This window comes from Litchfieldia alkalitelluris, from assembly GCF_002019645.1.
Lineage (GTDB): Bacteria > Bacillota > Bacilli > Bacillales > Bacillaceae_L > Litchfieldia > Litchfieldia alkalitelluris.
On the sequence record NZ_KV917374.1, the window covers coordinates 2,392,305 to 2,418,295 of the forward strand.

The window sequence follows — 25,991 nt, forward strand, 5'->3', positions numbered from 1 at the left end:
CAATCCATACCCTTCCGCGGGCGGTGCGGTGACCTCCTCGTCGCTTTTGGCTCCTGCGGGGTCTAACTTTGCCCCCGTGTTTCCCGAAGGAGTGGCATGGCTCTCCACTCATACCAAGCCCAAAGCTACTCGATGTTACGAATGTAATTAACATGGAAGTCTAGCTAGTTTAATCTATCTTTAGGTTGCCTCTTCATAGTTTTAGCTTGAAAAATTATTTACACTTTTACTTTTTATTAAAGGGAGGTTATGAGATGCAGCCAGTACTGCAGTTACAAAATGTTAAGAAACAAATCGGTAAAAAAACAATTATTAAAGGAATTTCATTTGATTTGTATCCGGGAGAAGTTTTTGGTTTTTTAGGACCGAATGGGGCAGGGAAGACAACCACTATTAGAATGTTAGTAGGCTTGATGTCTATTACCTCTGGTGAGATTCTTGTAAAAGGGCATAACATTTCAAAGAACTTTGAAGAAGCAATTCAGCATATTGGAGGGATTGTTGAAAACCCAGAAATGTATAAGTTTTTAACAGGCTATCAAAATCTTATCCATTATTCTCGTATGGTAAAAGGATTATCTAAAGAGCGTGTTCAGGAGGTTATTGAGCTCGTTGGCCTTGAAAAGGTGATAAAAGATAAAGTAAAGACGTATTCCCTTGGTATGAGACAGCGTTTAGGGATTGCTCAAGCGCTTTTGCATCGTCCTTCAGTATTGATCCTGGATGAACCTACAAATGGACTTGACCCTGCTGGAATTAGAGAAATTCGCGATTATTTACGAAAGCTTGCTAGAGAAGAAGGACTTTCTGTTATCGTGTCTAGTCATCTACTTTCAGAAATGGAAATGATGTGTGATCGAATTGGAATCATTCAGCATGGTGAGTTAGTAGGGGTTGAAACAGTTACAGATTTTGTGAATGACTCACTTACTCTAAATGTTTTGTTTACTGTTAATGAGGTAGAAGTGGCTGTAAATGAACTAACAAATCAATTCCCAGATCATGATTTTCGGATCTTGGATGGTAAAATTATTGGTTCGCTAGAGTTAGAGAAAATACCTGAGGTGAATGCATTTTTAGTTAGTAAAGGAATACACGTTTACGGTATTGGGCAACTATCAAAAAGCTTAGAAGACCGATTCTTAGAGGTTACGGGAGGGAATCAGATTGGTTAATTTAATTTTAAACGAGAATATGAAAATCTACCGGAAAGTATCAACGTGGATTATGATTGCCCTTCTTCTTATAGCAGTTAGTCTCTTTGGGCTTATTTTAAAAATGGAAGAAAAAGATGCTATGAATGAGCCTGATTGGCGCGTTTCGATCGAAGAACAAAATAAACAAATTCAGCAAGATTTGAGTATGGAAGAAGGCATGCCTGAACAATTCATTGAAATGCAAGAACGAGCATTACTGGTAAATGAATATCGCCTTGAAAATAATATCCCGCCTCAAACAGAGTCAGTATGGAGTTTCACAAGCGAAGTAGCTCCTGTAATTTCATTAATCACCTTATTTACGATTATTGTTGGTGCGAGTACTGTAGCATCAGAGTTTTCATGGGGAACCATTAAGCTTTTGTTAATTCGCCCTGTAAGTCGCTCGAAAATATTATTATCTAAATATCTTTCAACGAATTTGTTTGCATTGCTTTGTCTGTTTATTTTATTTTCATTTTCTTTTCTCGTAGGTAGTATTTTGTTTGGCTTTAATGGATTTTTAGATCCTTATTTAACGGTACATGATGGAGTAGTCGTCGAAAAATCAATGATCGGCTATGTAATTGGGCAGTATGGTCTAAGTTCGATTAACTTGGTGATGATGTCTACCTTTGCATTTATGATTTCCACTATTTTCAGAAGCAGTTCTCTGTCTATCGGATTAGCAATCTTCCTTATGTTTACTGGGGTAAATGTCACTCAGTTTGTTGCAATGAAATATGATTGGGCTAAATATATTTTGTTTGCTAATACAGATCTATCTCAATACTTGAATGGGATGCCTTTTATTGAAGGAATGACAATGAGCTTCTCAATAATGATGTTAGTGATATATTTTATTATTTTTAATGCGTTATCTTGGATTATTTTTAACAAAAGAGATGTCTCAGCTTAAATAGGAGAAGAGGGACTCATAATTTTATGGGTCCCTCTACGTTATTTGCTCAACTTCGATAATTTCTCATATACTGAAGCAAGGGTTTGTTCAAATTTACTTGTTAATTTCGGAACATAATATTTTCGGTCTTTGATTCGATCTGGTAAGTATTGTTGCTTAATCCAACTATTTTCATAGTTATGAGGATAAAGATATTCAATTCCTCTTCCTAGCTTGGCTGCCCCTGAATAATGTGCATCTTTTAGGTGGTCAGGAATCTCTCCCATTTTCCCATTTCTAATATCATCAATGGCCGCATCTAGAGCTTTATATGCAGAGTTGGATTTAGGTGACAAACATAATTCAACAACAATATTTGCAAGAGGAATACGCGCTTCTGGAAACCCTACACGTTCTGCCACCATAATCGCATCTAGGGCTCTCCCTCCGGCTTGTGGATTAGCTAGACCAACATCTTCGTATGCGATGATCAATAATCGTCTACTAATACTAACCAAGTCACCGGCTTCAATTAATCTTCCTAGGTAGTGTAGGGCGGCATTCACATCACTACCACGGATTGATTTTTGAAAAGCGGAAAGTACGTCATAGTGCCCATCGCCATCTTTGTCATGTGCAAAGCTTTTTTTCTGGATACATTCTTCCACCGCAGCTACATCAATAGAAATACTTCCTTCTTCGTCTTGATCAGTTGAGAGGACAGCAAGTTCAATCGCACTAAGTGCTGAACGTACATCCCCACCACATGCATGTGCAACAAACGATAAAGCTTCTTCACTGATGTTGATAGGAGTTTCTCCTAGTCCATTTTCTTTATCAGTAATCGCTCTTCTTAATGCTATGATGATTTCATCTGGTGTGAGTGGTTTAAGCTCGAATATTTGGCACCGACTTCGAATGGCAGGATTTATTGCATGATATGGATTGCTAGTTGTAGCCCCGATTAATGTAACCAGACCACTTTCTAGATGGGGTAGTAGAAAATCCTGTTTTGCTTTATCTAAGCGATGTACTTCATCTAAAATAAGAATGATTTTTCCCGACATCTTTCCTTCTTCAACAACAATTTCCATATCTTTTTTATTATTTACAACTGCATTTAATGTACGGAAACTTACTTTTGTACTACCTGCAATTGCAGTTGCGATAGAAGTTTTACCTATCCCTGGAGGTCCGTACAAAATCATCGATGTAAGATGCTTGGCCTTGACCATCCTCGATAATATTTTACCTTCACCAACTAAATGCTGTTGTCCAATAATATCCGTTATTTTTTTGGGCCGCATCCGAAATGCCAATGGTTTTTTATTCATAAAATAACTCCTAATAAATTGTCATGTTAATTTTTACCTTAAGGCTGTTTTCGTAAACTTTGTTGCTTTTAAAAGGTCTATTGTATTCACTATGAACTAAGTAGAGTGGCATCTTTTCTTCTTAATCGTTAAACCAATATCCTAAAAGAATAGTGTTATCTTTAAAATAGGTCAATTTGCAACAATCTTTTCAGAAAAGAGTCTTTCTTAATTTCAATTTATCATATAAATAGGTGTTGTTAAAATGTATTAGTTTTGGATTTTATGCTATAATGGCAAATGCTTACTCTATTAAAACGGTAAGAAAAGTCAGATTTTCGTTCGTTTTATATAAATAAACAAGATTTTACTCTTTAAATGTTGTAGCATAAAAATAAATAGAAAATAGACATTGTATTTCAGGAGAGTGGGAAGTTGAAGGGACATCATCAGGTTAGTCAGCAGTTGCTAAGATGGGGAATTTATTTTAGTGGGTTACTTGTCATGTCATTAGGGATCGTATTGACCATAAAAGCAGACCTAGGTGCATCTCCATGGGATGTATTCCATATTGGTCTTTATAAACAACTAGGGTTAACGATCGGAACATGGTCCATCATAGTAGGGTTTGTAATCTTAGGAATAAGCTCTATTGTATCTAAGAAACTGCCACAAGCAGGTGCGTTGGTGAATATGCTGACGGTTGGCATTTTTATTGATATGTATATGGCGCTTCCTTTTCTTAATACGCCCGATTTTGTAATCGGGAAAATCTTGATGTTAATAATTGGAATTGTTATAAATGGTTATGGAATGGGCCTTTATATTTCTGCTCGACTTGGAGCAGGACCTAGAGACAGTTTAATGATTGCCCTTACTGAGAAAATAAAATGGAAAATACAACATATCCGCTCAAGTATGGAGATAATCGTCTTAATTATCGGTTGGATTCTTGGTGGACCCGTATTTATTGGTACTATCCTTTACTGTTTAGTGATAGGAAATGTAGTAGGCTTTGCATTACCACAATGCACAAAATTAGCAGACCAAATGATGTTTAAAATTGGTAAGACTAAACAAAGATCAGTTTCAGAAAAACAATTGAGTCATTAAATGAAACAGGGGTGTGAGGATGAAAATCTCAACTAAGGGTAGATACGGTTTGACAATCATGATTGAATTAGCAAAAAAGCATGGTGAGGGACCAACCTCATTAAAGACAATTGCACAAACACATGACTTATCAGAACATTACTTAGAGCAATTAATTTCTCCATTACGTAATGCGAGGCTAGTTAAAAGTATTCGTGGAGCATATGGAGGATATATCCTTGCAGAAGAACCTGCAAATATCACAGCCGGTGATATTATTCGTGTGCTCGAGGGGCCGATAAGTCCTGTTGAAGTCTTAGAGGATGAAGAACCAGCTAAACGACAGCTTTGGATAAGAATCCGTGATGCCGTAAAAGATGTCCTTGATAATACAACATTAGAGGATTTAGCTAGCTATACTGATGGTGAGCAAGAATCTTATATGTTTTATATTTAGGTTTATAACATGGGCATTTAGGTATGTTTTTATAAAAATAAAGTTATACTTGCACTATATATTAAGACGAAGGAGGGTGCGTTATGGAGAGAATATACATGGATCATGCTGCTACATCACCGATGCATCCTGAAGTTATCGAAAAAATGATTCCCTATATGGCAGATGTTTTTGGTAATCCATCAAGTATCCATTCATTTGGTCGTGAAAGCAGACATATTTTAGATGAAGCCAGAAAAACAGTTTCAAAAAGCATAGGTGCAAAAGAGAATGAAATTGTATTCACGAGTGGTGGAACTGAAGCAGATAACACAGCTATTATAGGATATGCACTTGCAAATAGACATAAAGGCAACCATATTATTACTACAACAATTGAGCATCATGCGGTATTACATACTTGTGAGTATTTGGAGAAGCATGGATTTAAGGTAACTTACTTACCTGTCAACGAGCATGGGCAAGTCACCGCCCAGCAAGTTGCAAATTCTTTGACAGATGAGACAATTCTTGTCACAATCATGTATGGTAACAATGAGGTTGGTACGATTCAGCCAATTGAGGCAATTGGTCATCTTGTTAAACCACATCAAGCTGTTTTCCATACTGATGCCGTTCAAGCGTATGGATTGGTGCCAATAAATGTTGAAGAATTAGGTATTGATTTGCTTTCTGTTTCTGCCCATAAAATTAATGGACCAAAAGGGACAGGCTTTCTTTATGTTCGTCAGGGAATTAAATTAACACCACATTTGTATGGTGGTGAGCAGGAACGTAAAAGGCGTGCAGGAACAGAAAACGTCGCTGGAATTGTTGGGTTAAGTCAAGCGGTTTTAATTTCCCATGGGACAATCGAGGCAAAGCGTAAACAATATCTTGAATTTCGTCAAACCTTTATATCCATTTTAGATGAAAGTGGTGTTTCATATAACATCAATGGTCATACTGAAGAAACATTATCACACATCTTAAATATAAGTTTTCCCGGAACAAATGTAGAATCAATGCTTGTTAATTTAGATTTAAGTGGAATCGCTGTTTCTAGTGGATCAGCTTGTACAGCAGGATCGATTGAGCCATCGCATGTCCTTGTTGCCATGTTTGGTAAAGACTCAGAGCGAATTATCTCTTCAATACGCTATAGCTTTGGATTAGGAAATACATTAGATCAAGTGATCCAGGCCGCACAGAAAACAGTTACTATTGTTAAACGATTAACACAGCAGTAGAAAGTTAGGAGGTGTTTGTCCATGAATCAAAAAGCACCAAAAGATACACGTGTAGTCGTAGGGATGTCAGGTGGAGTCGACTCATCTGTTGCAGCACTACTTTTAAAAGAACAAGGCTATGACGTGATCGGGATTTTTATGAAAAACTGGGACGACACAGATGAAAATGGCTTTTGCACAGCCACAGAAGATTATGAAGATGTGATAAGAGTATGTAATCAAATTGGTATCCCATATTATGCTGTTAATTTTGAAAAGCAATATTGGGACAAGGTGTTTACGTACTTTTTAGATGAATATAAAGCAGGAAGAACGCCGAACCCTGATGTAATGTGCAACAAAGAAATCAAGTTCAAAGCTTTCCTTGAGCATGCACTAACATTAGGTGCAGATTATTTAGCAACAGGGCATTACGCACGTGTTGAGTATCGAGACGGGGAGTATAAAATGCTTCGTGGAATTGATGATAACAAAGACCAAACGTACTTTTTAAATCAGTTAGGTCAAGACCAGTTATCAAAGGTTCTTTTCCCGATTGGCAATATCGAAAAATCAAAGGTTCGTGAACTAGCTAAAGAAGCTGATTTGGCAACTGCAACGAAAAAAGATAGCACTGGTATATGTTTTATCGGTGAACGTAATTTCAAAGAGTTCTTAAGTAACTATTTACCTGCACAGCCTGGTAACATGGAAACATTATCTGGTGAAGTCAAAGGCAAACATGATGGTCTAATGTATTACACCATTGGACAGCGTCATGGCCTAGGAATTGGTGGTAGTGGAGACCCTTGGTTTGTTGTAGGAAAAGATCTAGAGAAGAATATTCTTTATGTTGACCAAGGTTTTCATAATGATTTGTTATACTCAGAATCAATCATTGCGACTAATATAGCTTGGGTATCAGATGCTAAGCCGGAAAAAGAATTCAAATGTACAGCAAAGTTTAGATACCGTCAACCAGACAATCAAGTAACTGTTCAAATAATTGATAGCAATAATGTACGTATTGTTTTTGATGAACCGATTCGTGCAATTACCCCAGGACAAGCCGTTGTTTTCTACAATGGAGACGAATGTTTGGGTGGCGGCACGATTGACCAAGTGTTTAAGGATAATAAAGAAATTTGGTATGTCTAATACTTTTATGAGTGAGCAACTCTTTTCCTTAGGAGTTGCTCACTTTTTTGGTTTTAGGAAATTATAACTATGTAAGGTAATGTAGTGAAACCCTGTTGGGGTGAAAAAAACGGGCGGGACTCAGAAGGAAAGCGGCGATTTTCAGAAAGAATCCGGCGGGAAAGCGAGGAAATCCGGCGAGAGACATTCGAGTGACTGGTTCGGGTGAAAAAATCCGGCGGGACTCAGAAGGAAAGCGGCGATTTTCAGAAAGAATCCGGCGAGAAGTGACTGGTTCGGGTGAAAGAAACGGGCGGGATTTAGAATGAAAGCGGCGACTTTCAGAAAGAATCCGGCGGGAAAGCGAGGAAATCCGGCGAGAACCATTCGAGCGACGGGTTCGGGTGAAAAAAACGGGCGGGATTTAGAATGAAAGCGGCGACTTTCAGAAAGAATCCGGCGGGAAAGCGAGGAAATCCGGCGAGACACATTCGAGTGACTGGTTCGGGTGAAAAAAACGGGCGGGATTTAGAAGGAAAGCGGCGACTTTCAGAAAGAATCTGGCGGGAAAGCAAGGAAATCCGGCGAGACACATTCGAGTAACTGGTTCGAAGAAAAAAACTCCCTCATTCTGTAGAATCACCGAGAGTAAATTCCTTGTGATGACCCTTTATAATATCTCTCCTATAATTCACTAATTTTCCCAAACAAGTTTCATAACGTAACAAGAATTACAGAAAAAAATTATGCTATAATGTCTAAATAGTAGTGGTTAAACGACCATCAACAGATTAAATATTGGAGTGTACAAAATGGATTATAATAAAACTGGAATACAATATATGCAAGAAGGCAAATACGAAGAAGCTGCAAAGGCATTTTCAGCAGCAATCGAAGAAAATCCGAATGAAGCATTATATTATGTGAACTTCGGAAACTTACTTTCTGCAGTAGACGAGCCCGAGAAGGCAATTAGATTTTACCAAAAGGCACTTGAAATCACACCAACGATTGCAACGGCTTATTATGGAATGGGAAATGTGTATTATAATCTTGGTGATTTTCAAAAAGCGAAAGAGCATTTTGAAACAGCAAATAAACATGGCTTAGAAAACAGTGATACGTTTTTTATGTTAGGGATGACACTACAGCAAATGGAACAGGACAAGCTTTCTCTTGTTTATTTGCAACGGGCAGTGGAATTAAATGAAGAAGATACAGAAGCTCGTTTTCAATTAGGATTGAGTTTAGCTGGTCAATCTTTTATCGATGAAGCGATTGAGCAGTTTATCGAAGTTACAACAAGAAACCCGTCACATGCAGACGCATTTTATAACTTAGGTGTTGCTTATGCTGGTTATAAAGAGGATGCTGAAAAAGCCCTAGAGATGTTTAACAAAGCACTAGAAATACAGCCAACCCATGCCTTGGCTCATAACGGTAAACAAATTGTTGAGAGTGCGCTTAGCGAACAATAACATAAGCATTACATGAAAGGGGGAGGAATCTGTGCAACAAGGCTTAGATTTATTTGATGAACAGCAGAAATATATGAAAGGTTCACATTTAGTGACGATTTTTCATAATGAAAGTAATTTATACTCTGTTGTGAGAATTAGACTAGAAGAAACAAATGAAAACTATGAAGAAAAAGAAGCTGTTGTAACAGGCTACTTTCCTCGAATTCATGAAAATGAAACATATACCTTTTTCGGATTTCTAAAGGACCATCCAAAGTTTGGTATGCAATTTCAAGTGGAGAAATTCCGAAAAGAAATGCCACAGTCTAAACAGGGAATTATTCAGTATCTGTCCGGAGATATGTTTAAGGGAATTGGAAAGAAAACGGCTGAAAAAATAGTAGATGTATTGGGTGAAAACGCAATTTCGAGAATTCTTTCAGATCCTTCATCGTTAAAAAAGATTCCCAAGCTACCAGAAGAAAAAGCAAAAGAAATTTATGATACGTTAATGGAGCATCAAGGCCTTGAACAGGTAATGATAGGATTATCGCAGCACGGATTTGGTCCTCAAGTTTCAATGAAAATTTATCAAAAGTATAAAGAAGAAACACTTTCAATAATTCAAGCCAATCCTTATCGACTTGTTGAAGATATAGAAGGAGTTGGTTTTGGACGGGCTGATGAATTAGGGCAGGGGCTTGGACTTTCAGGAAACCATCCAGATCGTATTCGAGCAGGTATATTATACATATTAGAACAAGATTCGCTTCAAGAAGGCCATGTATATTTAACGGCTGAGCAATTGATTATCAAAGTAAAATCATTATTAGACGGCAATCAGTTAGAAACCATCTCTGAAATCGATATATCACAGCAAATCATCACCTTGACCGAAGAAGGGCGTATTGTTACTGAAGAAAGCAGGGTGTATGTTCCATCACTTTATTTTTCAGAAAAAGGCTTGGTAACAAATATTAATAAAATTCTTGATCAAACTGAATACACTGATCAATTCCCAGAGTCTGAATTCTTATTAGCTCTTGGTGAACTTGAGGAGAGATTAAAGGTTCAGTATGCTCCTTCGCAAAAGGATGCCATACAAAAAGCCTTAATGTCTCCGATGCTCTTATTAACGGGAGGTCCTGGAACAGGGAAAACAACGGTTATTAAGGGGATTGTCGAGCTTTACAGTGAATTACATGGTTGTTCTTTAGATTCAAAAGATTATAATGATGAAAATCCTTATCCAATCAGGTTAGTTGCTCCTACAGGTCGCGCAGCAAAGCGTATGAGTGAAGCAACAGGACTACCGGCCGTTACTATCCATCGATTATTAGGATGGAATGGTGTTGAAGGGTTTCAGCATGATGAAGACAATCCGATTACGGGGAAAATATTAATTGTTGATGAGGTATCAATGGTTGATATTTGGCTAGCAAATCAGCTATTTAAGTCTTTACCAGATTCGATTCAAGTTATTATGGTAGGAGATGAAGATCAGCTTCCATCAGTCGGGCCGGGTCAGGTATTAAAAGATTTACTGTCTTCTAACATCATCCCAACAGTACGATTAACTGATATTTACCGACAATCTGAAGGTTCGTCGATTATTGAATTAGCGCATGATATCAAGAAAGGGACCTTACCTCCTGATATCACACAACCAAAAGCTGACCGCTCGTTTATTAATTGTGGTTCAGGGCAAGTCCTTGAAGTGGTAAAAAAAGTAGCAGCAAATGCCAAAAAGAAAGGTTATTCAGCCCGAGATATTCAAGTGCTTGCTCCAATGTACAGAGGTCCTGCTGGAATTGATAGTCTTAATGTTATGCTACAAGATTTATTTAATCCTGCTTCAGATCAAAAAAGGGAACTTACTTTCGGTAGTATCGTATATCGAGTGGGCGATAAAATTTTACAACTTGTGAACCAACCTGAAAGTAATGTCTTTAATGGTGATATGGGAGAAGTTGTTTCGATCTTCTTTGCAAAGGAAAACACAGAAAAGCAAGATCTTCTTGTGGTTTCATATGAAGGAAATGAAGTGACTTATACAAAACAGGATTTAAATCAAATTACTCACGCCTACTGCTGCTCTATACATAAATCTCAAGGAAGCGAATTTCCGATTGTCATATTACCAGTTGTAAAAAGTTATTATCGGATGCTTCGAAAGAATCTCATTTATACCGCGATTACAAGGAGTAAAAACTTCCTAATTTTATGCGGTGAACAAGATGCCTTTGTTCAGGGAATTAATCGAGTAGAGGATGGACTACGCCAAACAACATTGTGTTTAAAGCTAAAAGATGAACTTCAAGAGATAAAGCAGCTAGAGCATACTGTTGAAGTAGAAGACATCTTTTTGACTGATCCAAATATTGGAATGGAAAACGTTACACCGTATGACTTTATGGATATTACGTATGATAAGTAATGTTCGGAAAGGCGGGATATTCTTTGCGGACATTCTCATTATTAAAAGGTGTACCCGTTTACCAGTCAGAAACAGGAAAAAAACTTGGATATGTTTCTGATATATATTTAAGTGAACATGGAACCATTGAAGGTTTATTAATGGATGGGAAAGGTCTTTTTCAGCGAGATCGTTTAATTCCGATTGAATCCGTTTCATCATTTGGGCATGATGGGGTAATGGTCGCAAGTGAAATAGAATTACAACCAATTCAAAAAGATAAATCAAAGCACTTTTTATACTCACATCACGGGCTATACCGAAAACCTGTTCTTTCTTCAGAAGGAGAAAAACTAGGTTTATTAGAAGATGTATATTTTAGGGAAGAAATGGGCACTATTATAGGGTATGAATTAACGGATGGATTCTTTGCTGATATTACCGAGGGAAAAAGAGTAGTCAAAACAACTGCACCCCTCACAATCGGAGAAGAAGTCATCGTCGTACAAGTAAAACCGTGATGTGAGGTGTGCCCTTTGTTTAATTGCCCAAATTGTAAATCAAAGGATATTGGAAAAATTGGTGTAAACCAATATTATTGTTGGAATTGCTTTATTGAATTGTCAGTTTCAAAAGGCCAGATTAATACCCATCAAGTTGAAGAGGACGGAACTTTGAGTTCATTAGATGATCTTTTTGCTGAGGAAGACAGAAGCATAAGCATGTAATTCTACAGCTAGGGGTGAAGGATATGAATAAGACGTTTACTTCGCTAGTTGCTCTTGGGTTAGGTGCAGCTGCATATAGCATGGCACAAAGAAATAACCTAATGAATGGCCGTAAAATGAAAAAAATGCGTAAAAGAATCGTAAAAGCTATGTCTTAATATGTAAGGGGCTACCATTGGGTAGTCCCTTTTATTGTGAACTTCGATCCAGGCGCTTTCCGCTGGCAGTTTTCGGTGAGCGCCTATCAAAGACATTTAGACAACTTCTTATTGGTGGTTTTCCCACCTCTCTCCCTTAAGTGCATAAAAGCACCACCAAGACTCCACACTAATGATGGAGAGGTGATTTAAATTGAAGGAAATCCAATTAAAGTGGATTTATCGAATAACCATCTTTTTATTAGTTGCTCTATTAATCCTGATATTAGTCAAACTCTCACCAATTTGGTTACCAATTTTATCAATTTTAAAAGTAATATTTGTCCCCTTTATAATCGCTATATTTATCACTTATTTATTACATCCGTTTGTTGAAAAAGTACATGCTCGAGGGCTTCCGAGACCGATTGCCATATTAATTATCTATCTGTTATTTTTTGGAGGGGTTTCGTATGGCATTTACCGGGCCATTCCGATCCTCATTGTTCAATTAAGAGATTTAGTTGAAAGTGTCCCTGAATTGATGGAAACATATCGGACCTGGCTCCAACAAATCGAATATACTACCTCAGACTTACCATCAGGATTACATGCAAAGATTGATGAGGCATTTGCCACTGTAGAAAGAAGTATGGATGAACTGATTTCAAGAGCGGTTACAATGGCCAAAGGTTTATTTAATTCAATTATCATTATTGCAATCGTCCCGTTTATTGTCTTTTATATGCTCAAGGATTATGATCAAATGAAAAAGGCATTATGGTATATCACACCGAGAAAATGGAGACAACCATCTCAACTGTTTTTAAAAGATGTTGATGAGTCCCTTGGTAATTATATTAGAGGGCAGCTGTTAGTTTGTTTAATTATGGGTCTTATTGCTTCAATTGCACTTTGGTTAGCAGGAATGAAATATCCTTTATTACTTGGATTCATCATTGGAATAACAGATATTATTCCATATTTCGGTCCTATCATTGGTGCTATTCCTGCAGTAATCATTGCTGCAACAATCTCTAATAAAATGATCATTATAGTTATTTTAATCATTTTTGGGCTGCAGTTCATCGAAGGAAATCTTTTATCTCCACTGATTGTCGGAAAAAGCCTTCATATGCACCCAATTCTAATTATGGCTGCCCTGTTATTAGGTGGTGAGATTGGTGGAGTCGTTGGTCTTTTAGTGGCCGTTCCTATTTTAGCAGTTGTGAAAGTAATTTTATTGCATGCCAAAGCTCATTTGGTTAACTACTGGAAAAGCAAAAAAATACAACATGAGAATGATACGCTATAATTGTAAGCAAAGATTGACAAAGTTTTTTTGCTTGTCTATAATTGGCATGAAGTTGATTTAACGTACTCATTTAAAATAAATAACATATAAAAACTATGAAGGAACCAGTATGTTACAGACCATTTTACATGTATATCCGTTAATAACGGACATACTCAGAGAGGGATCTCCTTGGCTGTGAGAGATTCTATTTGAAGGGTAACAGAACGCTAATCCGGAGTGTAGGAAAAACCTACCGGGAAATCCCGTTATCATGCTCATGAGGTGATGAACATAAGCAACGTGTGTTCATAATCAGGGTGGTACCGCGAGAATACTCTCGTCCCTGTTTTTTTAGGGATAAGAGTATTCTTTTTTATTTCCCTAAAAGTGGTCTGATAATAATACATAGGAGGAAAATAAGATGAAAAAGCTAACATCTGCGGAAGTTAGACAAATGTTTCTTGACTTTTTTAAGGAAAAAGGCCATAGTGTTGAACCTAGTGCTTCACTAGTACCACATGAAGACCCTTCACTATTATGGATCAATAGTGGTGTAGCTACATTGAAAAAATACTTTGATGGACGAGTCATTCCAGAGAATCCACGTATCTGTAATGCTCAAAAATCAATCCGTACAAATGATATTGAAAATGTGGGGAAAACGGCTCGTCACCATACATTTTTTGAAATGCTTGGTAACTTTTCAATTGGTGATTATTTTAAAGAAGAGGCAATTGTCTGGGCTTGGGAATTTCTAACTAGTAAAGATTGGGTTGGGTTTGATCCAGAAAAGCTTTCCGTAACGATTCATCCTGAAGATGATGAAGCATTTAAAATGTGGACAGAACTAGTTGGTGTTCCGGAAGAGCGTATTATCCGACTAGAGGGGAACTTCTGGGATATTGGTGAAGGACCAAGTGGACCCAATACAGAAATTTTCTATGACCGTGGTGAAAAGTACGGAAATGATCCAGAAGATCCGGAATTATATCCAGGTGGAGAAAATGAACGCTATTTGGAAGTGTGGAATTTGGTATTTTCAGAGTTCAACCATAATCCAGATCATACATACACTCCACTGCCAAAGAAAAACATTGATACTGGTATGGGACTTGAGAGAATGGTATCCGTTATTCAGGATACACCGACAAACTTCGAAACTGATCTTTTTATGCCTATTATTCAGGCAACGGAGAAAATCTCGGGGGTAAAATATGGTGAGAAAAAGGAACTAGATGTTTCCTTTAAGGTTATTGCAGACCATATTCGTACTGTAGCATTTGCAGTTGGGGATGGAGCTCTTCCATCCAATGAAGGTAGAGGCTATGTTTTACGTAGATTATTAAGAAGAGCTGTTCGTTATGCAAAGCAAATTGATATTAACCGTCCATTTATGTATGACTTAGTTCCAGTTGTGGCTGATATCATGGTTGACTTTTATCCAGAGGTTACGGCTAAAAAGGACTTTATTCAAAAGGTAATTAAGAACGAAGAAGAGCGTTTTCATGAAACATTACATGAAGGCTTAGTCATTTTATCGAATGTGATTGCAAAACAAAAGGAACAAGGTAGTGATGTTGTTCCAGGAGCAGATGTTTTCCGATTATATGATACATACGGCTTCCCAGTAGAATTAACGGAAGAATATGCAGAAGAAGAGCAGATGAAAATTGACCATGAAGGCTTTGAAGTTGAAATGGACAATCAACGTTCAAGAGCACGTGCTGCTCGACAAGATGTTGGATCAATGCAAGTTCAAAGTGGTGTGCTTGGAGAAATTAAGGTTGAAAGTGAATTTATTGGCTATGACAAACTGGAGTCAGATTCTACTATTTTAGTGATTGTAAAGAATGGTGAAATTATTGAATCGGCTGCAGAAGGTGAAGAGGTTCAAGTGATTTTGGATAAAACTCCTTTCTATGCAGAAAGTGGTGGTCAAATTGCCGATGAAGGAATCCTTTCAAATAACGAGTCCACACTTGCTGTGAAGGATGTTCAAAAAGCACCTAATGGTCAAAACCTTCACAAAGTGGTAGTGAAAAAAGGCTCACTTGCTACAGGTCAAGTATTTACAGCTGTCGTAAATAAGGAAAACCGAAGCGAGGTTATTAAAAACCATACGGCAACACATCTTTTGCATCAAGCACTAAAGGATGTTTTGGGCAATCATGTTAACCAAGCAGGATCTCAAGTTACTGCGGGAAGACTTCGCTTTGACTTCTCTCATTTTGGACAGGTTAAGCAGGATGAGCTAGAAAAAATTGAGGCGATTGTAAACGACCAAATTTGGAGAAGCTTACAAGTAGACATTGATTACAAATCACTAGATGAAGCGAAAGCAATGGGTGCAATGGCTTTATTCGGTGAAAAGTACGGTAAAGTCGTTCGTGTTGTTCAAGTAGGCAATTATAGTTTAGAGCTATGTGGTGGATGTCATGTCCCTAATACTGCGACAATTGGATTATTTAAAATTGTATCTGAAACTGGAATAGGTGCAGGAACAAGAAGAATTGAAGCTGTAACAGGACAAGGTGCTTATAAATTAATGAACGATCAAGTTAAATTGCTTCATGAATTAGCAACTACACTAAAAACGAATCAAAAAGATATTCCAACGAGAATTGATTCATTACTAGAAGAGCTGCGAGGGTTACAACGGGAAAATGAGTCACTATCAGCTAAACTAGGGAATATTGAAGCGGGTAGTCTAGTAGATAAAGCAACCAAGATTGGTGATGTAACAGTGCTTTACAGTACTGTGAATCCTACTGATATGAATAATCTTCGTACAATGGTAGATGATTTAAAAGAAAAATTAGGATCTGCTGTAATTGTTTTAGGTTCTGTAAATGAAGGTAAAGTTAATATTACAGCGGGTGTTACCAAGGATTTAATTGAAAAAGGTTACCACGCAGGTAAACTTATTAAAGAGGTTGCTACACGCTGCGGCGGAGGCGGTGGAGGCCGTCCTGATATGGCCCAAGCTGGTGGGAAAAATCCAGATCAATTACAAGATGCACTAAACTTTGTTGAAGAATGGGTGAAATCCATTTGATAATGGATAAACTTGGTGTAGAATGAGATTAAGAGTGATTCTTTGAAAAAGGATACTTCCCAAGTAATGATTAAAAGTCTAGAAGTGTCTATATTTTAAAGAAGAGTCTAAAGAGCGAGGTGCAAGGGCGAATGAGTTCATTTGATAAAACAATGAAGTTTAACTTTCAAGAAGAACCAATTGAAACCAATGTGAATGAAGTTTTGTTTAAAGTATATGATGCACTGCAGGAAAAAGGCTATAATCCTATTAATCAAATTGTTGGATACCTGCTCTCGGGTGACCCTGCGTATATTCCAAGACACAACGATGCTAGAAATATTATCAGAAAGTTAGAACGCGATGAATTAATCGAGGAGTTAGTAAAATCGTATTTAAAGTCTAACCGTGAGGGGTAAACTAAATGCGAGTTCTTGGATTAGATGTTGGTTCTAAAACCATTGGTGTAGCTGTTAGCGACGAAATGGGTTGGACTGCGCAAGGAATTGAAACAATAAAGATTAACGAAGAAAGACAACAATTTGGCTTGCAGCGGCTGGGTGAAATTATTAGACAATATCAGGTTGAATCGGTTGTCATAGGATTACCTAAGAACATGAATGGGACAATTGGCCCAAGAGGTGAGGCAAGCCAAAGCTTTGCGAAATTGGTAGAAGAAGAATTTTCAGTCCCTACTATTTTATGGGACGAGCGTCTGTCAACCATGGCAGCTGAAAGAGTGCTGCTAGAGGCAGATGTTAGTCGAGCAAAAAGAAAGAAAGTAATTGATAAGATGGCGGCAGTCATGATATTGCAAGGCTATCTAAACAGTAAAAATTGATGAGGTGACTATAATGGAACATGGTGAAAAGCAAATTACAGTTATAGATGAAGAAGGAAACGAACAGCTTTGTGAAGTTTTATTTACGTTTGAATCACAAGAATTTAATAAATCATACGTACTTTATTATCCAGTCGGTGCTGATGAAGATGATGCAGAAGACATCGAAATTCACGCTTCAAGCTTTACTGGCAATGAAGACGGAGAAGATGGAGAACTTCAACCTGTAGAAACAGATGAAGAGTGGGACATGATTGAAGAAATGCTAAATACATTTCTTGATGAAGAAGAAGGCGAACAATAATCGCTTAATAAAAAGCCTGGCTGTAAGTGTTGTTACACTTTCAGCCAGGCTTTTTTTTTGCACCATGTAGTATGAAAATAGTGCATTCACCTAGTGTGGAATGAGCGGAGAGCCACTTGACTCCCGCGGTATCCCGCGAGTGGATCGTAGTTGCATGGAACTCCACAACCAAAGTTATTTTGGGGGTAGACACCTATGCGATTGAGTATTTACACCAAGGAGTAAGCAAGGGGGGCGCAGCACATGGAACTCCACAACCATAGTTATTTTTGAATGAAATAAAATGTGGCACCATGGAGATGGAGCTCTCCCTCATTAAATTACTCCATGCTATGCATCAAAATGCTACTCTTAAAGAAAAATAATCCTAGGAATTTTGGAAGGAATTGACGAAATTCATAAAAAAATGTAGTATAATATTTCGAGTGAGAGGAGGAAATTACAACATGTCTGAATCACCTAAACATAAAAAAAATCATAGAGATAAACTTCTAGAACTTCAAGGTGAAGCTAGAGTTGTTAGAAAAATAGTACTTATTCTATTTATTGTTATACTATTAGTTATTTCAGGAATTGTCGGTGGTGGATATTTATATATCAAATCCGCTCTACAACCTGTAGATCCTGAAAATACAAAAGAAGTAAATGTGACAATTCCAATCGGTTCATCGCCTACTGCTATTGCAAATATATTAGAGGAAAATGGGATTGTTAAAGATGCAAAAGTATTCCGCTATTATACTAAATTTAAAAATGAATCTGGGTTCCAAGCGGGAGATTATCAACTAACTCCAGCAATGACTTTTACAGAAATTATTTCAAGCTTGAAAACGGGACGAGTATTGGAAGAAGCTGTTTTCTCAATTACACTTCCAGAAGGAAAGCAATTAGTAGAAATTGTAAAGATAATTGCTAGTAAAACCAATCATAGTGAAGATGAAGTATTGGAAAAATTAACAGATGAAAAATTTATTGCAGAACTAATGCAGATGTATCCAACACTACTTTCAAATGATATTTTACATGAGGATGTTAAGTATGCGTTAGAAGGATATTTATATCCGGCAACATATCCTTATTATAAAGAAGCAAAAGATTTATCCATTGAAGAGGTTATAAGGCCAATGTTAGATCAAACAAATAAAATTGTCGAGGAGCTTGCTACTGAAATTTCGTTCCGTGAGTTTTCTCCACATACACTACTAACAATGGCATCACTTATTGAGGAAGAAGCAACTGGAAAGACCGATCGTGAGAAAATCTCTGGTGTATTTGTTAATCGAATGGACATTGATATGCCACTTCAAACAGACCCAACGGTTATTTACGCTCTTGGTGAGCACAGGGAACGTTTATTTTTCAAGGATTATGAGGTTAATGATCCTTATAACACATATCAAATTCAGGGATTACCACCTGGTCCAATCGCAAATGCAGGTTTAGACTCGATCAAGGCAGCATTAAATCCTGCTGATATTTCATCTTTATATTTCTTGGCTGATAAAGAAGGTAATGTTCATTATTCTGATACGTTGGAAGAGCATAACCGCAAGATAGCCCAATATATTACTAATCAATAATACACTCCCAGGGGAACGATAATAAATTATATTAGCGTTCCCCTTTTCATTGTGGTAAAATATATCGAGTTGAAAAACAATAGTCATATTCCTGAAAAATTGGCATAGTAGCCAATTTTCTTTATTGTATTCTCTTTTCTTAATTGCAGCTCTTTATAATGGTTGTGTTTTGTTTTAGGTAGACCTTCCTGCTAATGAAATATTCGCACTGGAGGATGAAAATGTTGTTAACCTAGTGTTCCAGAGCTGCGAGCCACTTGACTCCTGCGGGATCAGTGGTCTCGTGAGACCCCGCAGGAGCCTGCTCCTGGCGACGAGGAGGCTCACGGACCACCCCGCGGAAAGCAAGTGGATCGCAGCTCATGGAACCGCTAACTAAGTAATTATCAGGGTAGACATCTATGCTAATTAAAATTAGCACCATGGAGTATGAAAAATTATACTTAGCTTAGTGTCTAGCTCCAGGCGCTATCGGCTCGGGGTCATAAGTCAATCCATCTAGAAGGTTAAAGAGCAACCTTCCAGCCGGCTTGCCTTATGCCTGTCGCCGATGAACGAGCGCCTTCCGCTTTTCTTTTTTCAGGGTAGACAACTATTTTTATATTGCAAAACCGCCTTGCTATTAGAGCATACTAAAACAAATAGATAAATTTTGGATCTGATCAATTGTTCAATCCTTAATATACATGAAAATGATGGAGGAAATTTAATGGTTTCTGAAGAGCTTATTACCTACCTAGAGTCGTTGATTCAGCCTAGACCTACGTTCATTCAAGAGTTAGAAGCATTTGCAGAAGAAAATCATGTCCCGATTATGGATAAGATTACAGCTGAGGCGATTCTTCAATTATTGAGAATCTCAAACCCAAAGAGGATTCTTGAAATAGGAACGGCTATTGGTTATTCAGCGATTCGAATGGGTCTAACCTTACCAGAAGCAAAAATTGTAACAGTAGAGCGAAACAAGGGTCGCTATGAGCAGGCCATTGAAAATATTAACACGGCCAATAAAGCCGAACAAATAAACGTCTTGTTCGGGGATGCACTTGAATTAACAGATGAAATAGACAAAAGAGGGCCATATGATGTCATTTTCATCGATGCGGCTAAAGGACAATACAAACGTTTCTTTGAAAGCTATGAGGGCTTCCTCGCAGATCAAGGGTTGATTATTACAGACAATGTACTTTTTAAGGGCTTAGTTGTGAAGGAAATAGAGGATAAGCGAAAAAGACAGTTAGTAGACAAAATAAAGATGTATAATGAATGGCTATCTAGTCATCCGAACTATGTAACAACCATTCTCCCAGTGGGTGATGGAATAGCGATTAGTAAAAAAAGAGGTGTTTGATATGAAAAAGCCTGAGTTATTATTAACTCCAACAGCTGTCCAAGACATTGAAAAGCTTGCAGAGGCAGGAGCAGATGCATTTGTAATTGGAGAACAGCGTTTTGGTTTGCGTTTAGCTGGAGACTTTTCTAAAGAAGAAGTAAAGCAAGCGATTGAAGTTGCACATGGTCTAAATAAAAAAGTTTATGTAGCTGTCAATGCTTTATTTCATAATGATAAAATTGATGATTTATATGAATACCTTCCGTACTTACAATCCCTGAATGCTGATGGAGTAATCTTTGGGGACCCTGCAGTATTAATGGTTGCAAAAGAAGTAGCACCACACCTAAAGCTACATTGGAACACTGAAATGACAGCAACCAACTGGTTTACCTGTAATTATTGGGGCAAAAAAGGTGCAAAAAGAGCTGTTGTAGCTCGTGAATTAAATATGGATGCAATTGTAGAAATTAAAGAAAATGCCGAGGTCGAGATTGAAGTCCAAGTTCATGGCATGACAAATATGTTCCAGTCAAAGCGTTCATTAATTGGGAACTACTTTGAGTATCAAGGAACAATAATGGAGATTGAAAACCGTAAGCAAGAAAAAAATATGTTTTTATATGATAAAGAACGTGACAACAAATATCCAATTTTTGAAGACGAAAATGGAACACATATTATGAGTCCTAATGATATTTGCATTATTGATGAGCTTGAGGAAATGATCGATGCTGGGATTGATAGCTTTAAAATTGATGGTATTTTAAAATCCTCAGAATATTTAGTTGAGGTTACAAGACGTTATCGAAAAGCCATTGACCTCTGTGTCAACGATCGTGATCAATATGAAGTAATTAAGGATGATTTATTAAAGGAGTTAGAAGAACTTCAGCCACCCAATCGTCCATTAGATACAGGATTCTTTTTCAAGGAAACAGTTTATTAATTTGCCATCAAACATCTAAACACGATTATATTAGGATATCGCGGAGAGAAAAAAGCAACTTGATTAATTAGTACAAGGAGGAACGTTCATGGCAACAGTGATGCATGATAAAATTTCACAAATTATTGATGGGAAACGTGTGATTGTGAAAAAGCCTGAGTTATTAGCTCCAGCTGGAAGTCTAGAAAAGCTGAAGATTGCAGTTCATTACGGAGCAGATGCAGTGTTTATTGGTGGCAAAGAGTTTGGGCTTCGCTCAGGTGCTGATAATTTTTCATTAGAAGAAATGGCAGAGGGAGTTCAATTCGCTAATAAGTATGGAGCGAAAATCTATGTAACAACAAATATATTTGCTCATAACGAAAATATGGATGGCTTAGATGAGTATTTGGAAGGGTTACAATCCGCTGGTGTAACAGGGATTATCGTAGCCGACCCACTAATAATTGAAACCTGTCGCAAGGTTGCTCCAAAATTAGAAGTTCATTTAAGTACACAGCAATCTCTTTCAAACTGGAAGGCAGTGCAGTTTTGGAAGGAAGAAGGACTTGAAAGAGTCGTATTGGCACGAGAAACGAGTGCAGAAGAAGTTCGTGAAATGAAAGAGAAAGTTGACATTGAAATAGAAGCTTTTATTCACGGTGCAATGTGTATTGCCTACTCAGGCCGTTGTACATTAAGTAACCATATGACTGCACGTGATTCAAACCGTGGCGGGTGTTGTCAATCATGTCGTTGGGATTATGATTTATATCAAATGGATGCTGCTCAAGCTGAAAATCCGTTATTTAATGAAGGCGATGCTGCGTTTGCAATGAGCCCGAAAGATTTAAAATTAATTGAATCGATTCCTAGAATGATTGAACTAGGTGTAGATAGTTTGAAAATTGAAGGCCGTATGAAATCAATTCACTATGTTGCGACAGTTGTAAGTGTATACCGTAAAGTAATTGATGCATATTGTGCAGATCCAGAGAACTTTAAAATAAAGCAAGAATGGCTTGAAGAGCTTGATAAATGTGCAAACAGAGAAACTGCTCCGGCATTCTTTGAGGGTGTACCAGGTTTTAAAGAGCAAATGTTTGGAAACCATAGCAAGAAGACCACTTATGATTTTGTTGGACTCGTGTTAGACTATAACGAAGAAACAGAAATCGTAACATTGCAACAACGAAACTTTTTCAAGCCAGGAAATGAAGTTGAATTCTTTGGTCCTGAAATCGAAAACTTTAAGATGGTCATTGATAAAATTTGGGATGAAGAAGGACAGGAACTTGATGCAGCGCGTCATCCACTACAAATTGTTAAGTTTAAAATTGACAAGCCAGTATTCCCGAATAACATGATGCGAAAGGGGAACTGAGAAAACATGGTTAAAAAGCCAATTGTTATTGGCATTGCAGGTGGTTCAGGCTCTGGTAAGACAAGTGTTACTAAAGCAATATATGAACATTTCCAAGGTCAATCAATCTTAATGATTGAGCAAGATTTTTATTATAAAGATCAAAGTCATATTTCCTTTGAGGATCGTTTAAATACGAACTATGACCATCCGTTAGCGTTTGATAATGACTTGCTTATAGAGCATATCAACCATTTACTGGATTATAAAGCAGTGAATAAGCCAGTATATGATTACAAGAATCATACACGTTCTGATCAAGTAATCCACGTTGATCCAAAGGATGTAATTATTTTAGAAGGTATTTTAGTTCTAGAAGATGAGCGTCTTCGTAATTTAATGGATATTAAGCTCTTTGTTGATACAGATGCCGACTTGCGTATCCTAAGAAGAATGTTAAGAGATATTAATGATCGCGGACGTACAATTGAATCAGTGATCGAACAATATGTTACAGTTGTAAGACCAATGCATAATCAATTTATTGAACCAACCAAAAGATATGCAGATTTAATCATACCTGAAGGTGGACAAAATCACATCGCGATTGATTTAATGGTCACAAAAATTCAAACAATTCTTGAACAAAATTCCATTTTGTAATAACATATCATAGACAAGTTACATTTTTGACAGCTGAAAATGGGGAAAAGTAAGATCAAGTCCCTTGTTTGATGGAAAGGCAACGTATCAATTTCCCTAAATTATACGATTTGCTCTTTCCTATTCTCATACATGTCAAAAAAAGTGTAATAATAATAAAATACATAGATAAAACAATCAGTAATTCTAGGGCGAGTGATTGTAATACACAGAAGGAGTGAAGGGATTATGGCAATCGAGAAAGTATTTCCAATGACAGAAGCTGGAAAACAAAAATTAGAGCAAGAGCTTGAACAATTAAAGACCGTTAAACGTAAAGAGGTTGTTGAACGTATAAAAATCGCAAGAAGCTTTGGAGACTTATCAGAGAACTCTGAATATGATTCTGCTAAGGAAGAACAAGCATTTGTTGAAGGACGTATCACAACTCTTGAGAATATGATTCGTAATGCAAAAATCATCGAAGAAAATGCAGATAACTCAAATGTAGTATCCCTAGGGAAAACGGTAACATTTGTTGAATTACCTGATGGTGAAGAAGAAACATATACAATCGTGGGTAGTGCTGAAGCAGATCCATTTGAAGGGAAAATCTCAAACGATTCACCAATCGCAAAAAGCTTAATTGGTAAGTCAGTTGATGATCAAGTAACAGTCCAAACTCCTGGTGGAGAAATGCTAGTAAGAATCGTCTCAGTTGGCTAAATCATAGTCAAATTAGGTATTTTCAGGATAGTTATTAAAAAATAAATAAACAATTTGTTTTAAAAAGAAAACACCTCGTCGACACTGGTTAACGAGGTGTTTTTTTATGAGAAAAATAAAAAACCGAATGATATTTATACTTATACTAATCACGTTAATCCTAACTGGTTTAGTAGGACGCCTAGTTCAACTTCAACTGGTGAGCACAGAATCATTTACTTCTGAAGATATAAACCTTATCGAGGCAAGTGTTTCACAGCGCTCACAAGAAATTGTCATAGACCAAGGCAGAGGACGTTTTATTGATCGACACTCCGAAGCACTAACACATGAATATTACCCAAGTCTTGTTCTCTTTCCATTCTTAAAAAATATTGATTGGCCGGTCGAACAGCTATCACAGATAATAGGTGTTCCTTCAAGTAAGATTATGGCCAGTATCATTGAGGCAAAAGAGCCGCTTGTTTACGGAGAAGAAAAGCCACTGGAGTTAACTGAGGGTCAAATGACTAGAATTAATGACCTTCAAATCCCTGGTGTATTTGCCATCTATCGGCAGTATGCAGTGGATGATAACATAGCAGAGCATTTACTTGGTATTGTGAGAGAAAATCATGAGCTACTTCAAAAGAGATACCCAGATAAACCTTATTTATCGTCTAGAACCAAATTGGGCGTAACTGGTCTTCAAGCTGCATTTGATGAGTTTCTTATACCTGAAGGAGAAGCAAAATTACTTTATCACGTAGCAGGGGATGGAAATCCACTGTTTGGAATAGATGTGAAATATACTGCTCCAGCTAATCCTTATTATCCAGTATCAATTAAAACCACTTTAGACAGAGAGATGCAAGAACTTGCAGAGCAGTTAGTACAGCAACATGGCCTTATAAAAGGAGGATTAGTATTATTAGATATCGAGACTTCTGATATTCTAGCAATGGTTAGTGCACCAACTATTAACCAATCAAATCCATTTGGAGATGGAAGTGCTCAAAATCTCATGCTTCAACCACACTTTCCTGGCTCTGTTTTTAAAACAGTGACTGCAGCTGCGGTAATTGAAAAAAACATTGATCTTAAAGGGAGAACTTTTAATTGCGACTTAGATTTATACGGTGAAGCTAACCCGATTTACAAGCTAGGTGTTCTCGATTTTAGAGAAAGCTTTGCGAAAAGCTGTAACTATACTTTCTCAACTCTTGCAGAGGAATTAATCACAGATGATAGTGATGTAATCGAAGAATATTCGGCAAAGCTTGGTTTAATAGATCCTGTTGGTTGGCATGGAGATGTGTTTAGGCTTCAGGATTTCAAACAATTTGCTACTGAATATGAGGGTGCTATATGGGGTGATGAAAAGGATAAATCAGTACCCCGGGCAATCGCGCAAATTTCAGTGGGTCAGAAAGATGTCAGAATCACACCATTAGCAATTGCTAATATGATGGCTACTATTGCTCGTGGTGGTGAAAAGAAACAAGTGAGAGCTGTTACAGATGTGTTGTACAAAAATGGTACTAACCTTTTTTCGTTCCCTGAACAAAAGATAAAGGATGATCAACAAATTTCACCTTATACAGCTATGCAGCTTCAAGAGTTACTGCGAGAAGTTGTGAAATCTGGGACAGGTACAAAGTTTCAATCCTTACCCTATGAGGTTGCAGGGAAATCTGGGACCGCTGAAATAGGGAAAATGGTGAACAAAGAGCACTTGGTTAACAAATGGTTTGCTGGATACTTTCCAGTTGAAACGCCTAAATATGCCTTAGTGGTTGTGGATTTAGAGCAGGTTTCACGACTATCACCTACTAACGATATTTATTATGATATGGTCAATGGCATACATAAGTTAGATCAGTCACAAGAGGGAGTACAAGAGAGTTAATCACCTGTAA

Annotated in this window: 24 protein-coding genes; 23 read left to right on the forward strand and 1 reads right to left on the reverse strand. The window is 37.3% G+C overall.

The features are described from left to right. Positions 1–254: 254 nt before the first annotated feature. Entirely contained in the window at positions 255–1,175 is a 921-nt protein-coding gene (locus BK579_RS10840) for an ABC transporter ATP-binding protein (protein WP_078545428.1), read from the forward strand. Further along, positions 1,168–2,115: an ABC transporter permease gene (locus tag BK579_RS10845; RefSeq protein WP_078545430.1), complete on the forward strand. Its 948-nt coding sequence runs from the start codon at positions 1,168–1,170 to the stop codon at positions 2,113–2,115. Before BK579_RS10840 ends, BK579_RS10845 begins: the two co-directional genes overlap by 8 nt. Before the next feature lie 41 nt (positions 2,116–2,156). On the opposite strand, the gene BK579_RS10850 is transcribed toward BK579_RS10845, so the two are convergent. Continuing rightward, entirely contained in the window at positions 2,157–3,431 is a 1,275-nt protein-coding gene (locus tag BK579_RS10850) for a replication-associated recombination protein A (protein WP_078545432.1), read from the reverse strand. Between the two features lie 414 nt (positions 3,432–3,845). Between BK579_RS10850 and BK579_RS10855 the strand changes: the two genes are divergently transcribed. From BK579_RS10855 to BK579_RS10955, 21 genes are all read left to right on the forward strand, one after another. Next, positions 3,846–4,523 carry a YczE/YyaS/YitT family protein gene (locus tag BK579_RS10855; protein ID WP_078545434.1) on the forward strand — a complete coding sequence of 226 codons (678 nt, stop codon included), beginning with the start codon at positions 3,846–3,848 and terminating at the stop codon, positions 4,521–4,523. A 19-nt stretch (positions 4,524–4,542) separates the two neighbouring features. Continuing rightward, positions 4,543–4,959, forward strand: coding sequence for a cysteine metabolism transcriptional regulator CymR (cymR, locus tag BK579_RS10860; protein WP_078545436.1), 417 nt, complete (start codon positions 4,543–4,545; stop codon positions 4,957–4,959). Positions 4,960–5,042: 83 nt separating this feature from the next. Then, positions 5,043–6,188, forward strand: coding sequence for a cysteine desulfurase family protein (locus BK579_RS10865; protein WP_078545438.1), 1,146 nt, complete (start codon positions 5,043–5,045; stop codon positions 6,186–6,188). Positions 6,189–6,209: 21 nt separating this feature from the next. Continuing rightward, entirely contained in the window at positions 6,210–7,325 is a 1,116-nt protein-coding gene (gene mnmA / locus BK579_RS10870) for a tRNA 2-thiouridine(34) synthase MnmA (protein WP_078545440.1), read from the forward strand. Positions 7,326–8,116: 791 nt separating this feature from the next. After that, positions 8,117–8,782, forward strand: coding sequence for a tetratricopeptide repeat protein (locus BK579_RS10875; protein ID WP_078545441.1), 666 nt, complete (start codon positions 8,117–8,119; stop codon positions 8,780–8,782). A 73-nt stretch (positions 8,783–8,855) separates the two neighbouring features. Beyond that, entirely contained in the window at positions 8,856–11,201 is a 2,346-nt protein-coding gene (recD2, locus tag BK579_RS10880; protein WP_078550522.1) for an SF1B family DNA helicase RecD2, read from the forward strand. A 23-nt stretch (positions 11,202–11,224) separates the two neighbouring features. Then, positions 11,225–11,701 carry a PRC-barrel domain-containing protein gene (locus BK579_RS10885; RefSeq protein WP_078545443.1) on the forward strand — a complete coding sequence of 159 codons (477 nt, stop codon included), beginning with the start codon at positions 11,225–11,227 and terminating at the stop codon, positions 11,699–11,701. A 15-nt stretch (positions 11,702–11,716) separates the two neighbouring features. After that, complete coding sequence (locus BK579_RS10890) at positions 11,717–11,908, forward strand: hypothetical protein (protein ID WP_078545446.1); 192 nt, start codon at positions 11,717–11,719, stop codon at positions 11,906–11,908. Between the two features lie 23 nt (positions 11,909–11,931). Next, the gene (locus tag BK579_RS10895; RefSeq protein WP_078545448.1) at positions 11,932–12,066 is read left to right on the forward strand and encodes a YrzQ family protein; all 135 of its coding nucleotides are present in this window, start codon (positions 11,932–11,934) and stop codon (positions 12,064–12,066) included. 193 nt (positions 12,067–12,259) lie between these two features. Beyond that, positions 12,260–13,360, forward strand: coding sequence for an AI-2E family transporter (locus tag BK579_RS10900; RefSeq protein ID WP_078545450.1), 1,101 nt, complete (start codon positions 12,260–12,262; stop codon positions 13,358–13,360). A gap of 403 nt (positions 13,361–13,763) precedes the next feature. Next, positions 13,764–16,397 (forward strand): alanine--tRNA ligase, encoded by a 2,634-nt coding sequence (alaS, locus tag BK579_RS10905; RefSeq protein WP_078545452.1) that lies wholly within the window; start codon positions 13,764–13,766, stop codon positions 16,395–16,397. Positions 16,398–16,528: 131 nt separating this feature from the next. Further along, positions 16,529–16,795, forward strand: coding sequence for an IreB family regulatory phosphoprotein (locus BK579_RS10910; RefSeq protein WP_078545454.1), 267 nt, complete (start codon positions 16,529–16,531; stop codon positions 16,793–16,795). A gap of 5 nt (positions 16,796–16,800) precedes the next feature. Further along, positions 16,801–17,217, forward strand: a complete 417-nt coding sequence (gene ruvX, locus BK579_RS10915) for a Holliday junction resolvase RuvX (RefSeq protein ID WP_078545456.1) — start codon at positions 16,801–16,803, stop codon at positions 17,215–17,217. Between the two features lie 13 nt (positions 17,218–17,230). Continuing rightward, entirely contained in the window at positions 17,231–17,521 is a 291-nt protein-coding gene (locus BK579_RS10920) for a DUF1292 domain-containing protein (RefSeq protein ID WP_078545458.1), read from the forward strand. A 446-nt stretch (positions 17,522–17,967) separates the two neighbouring features. Then, complete coding sequence (gene mltG, locus BK579_RS10925) at positions 17,968–19,101, forward strand: endolytic transglycosylase MltG (RefSeq protein WP_078545460.1); 1,134 nt, start codon at positions 17,968–17,970, stop codon at positions 19,099–19,101. 709 nt (positions 19,102–19,810) lie between these two features. Beyond that, on the forward strand, positions 19,811–20,452 hold the full coding sequence (locus BK579_RS10930; RefSeq protein ID WP_078545461.1) for an O-methyltransferase: 642 nt from the start codon (positions 19,811–19,813) through the stop codon (positions 20,450–20,452). 1 nt (position 20,453) lies between these two features. Further along, complete coding sequence (locus tag BK579_RS10935) at positions 20,454–21,383, forward strand: peptidase U32 family protein (protein ID WP_078545463.1); 930 nt, start codon at positions 20,454–20,456, stop codon at positions 21,381–21,383. A gap of 88 nt (positions 21,384–21,471) precedes the next feature. Further along, positions 21,472–22,746 (forward strand): peptidase U32 family protein, encoded by a 1,275-nt coding sequence (locus BK579_RS10940; protein ID WP_078545465.1) that lies wholly within the window; start codon positions 21,472–21,474, stop codon positions 22,744–22,746. Positions 22,747–22,752: 6 nt separating this feature from the next. Further along, entirely contained in the window at positions 22,753–23,388 is a 636-nt protein-coding gene (gene udk / locus BK579_RS10945) for a uridine kinase (RefSeq protein ID WP_078545466.1), read from the forward strand. 228 nt (positions 23,389–23,616) lie between these two features. Beyond that, a complete protein-coding gene (greA, locus tag BK579_RS10950; protein ID WP_078545468.1) occupies positions 23,617–24,093 on the forward strand; it encodes a transcription elongation factor GreA in 477 nt (158 codons plus the stop codon). Positions 24,094–24,199: 106 nt separating this feature from the next. Next, positions 24,200–25,981 carry a peptidoglycan D,D-transpeptidase FtsI family protein gene (locus BK579_RS10955; RefSeq protein ID WP_078545470.1) on the forward strand — a complete coding sequence of 594 codons (1,782 nt, stop codon included), beginning with the start codon at positions 24,200–24,202 and terminating at the stop codon, positions 25,979–25,981. Positions 25,982–25,991: the final 10 nt, after the last annotated feature.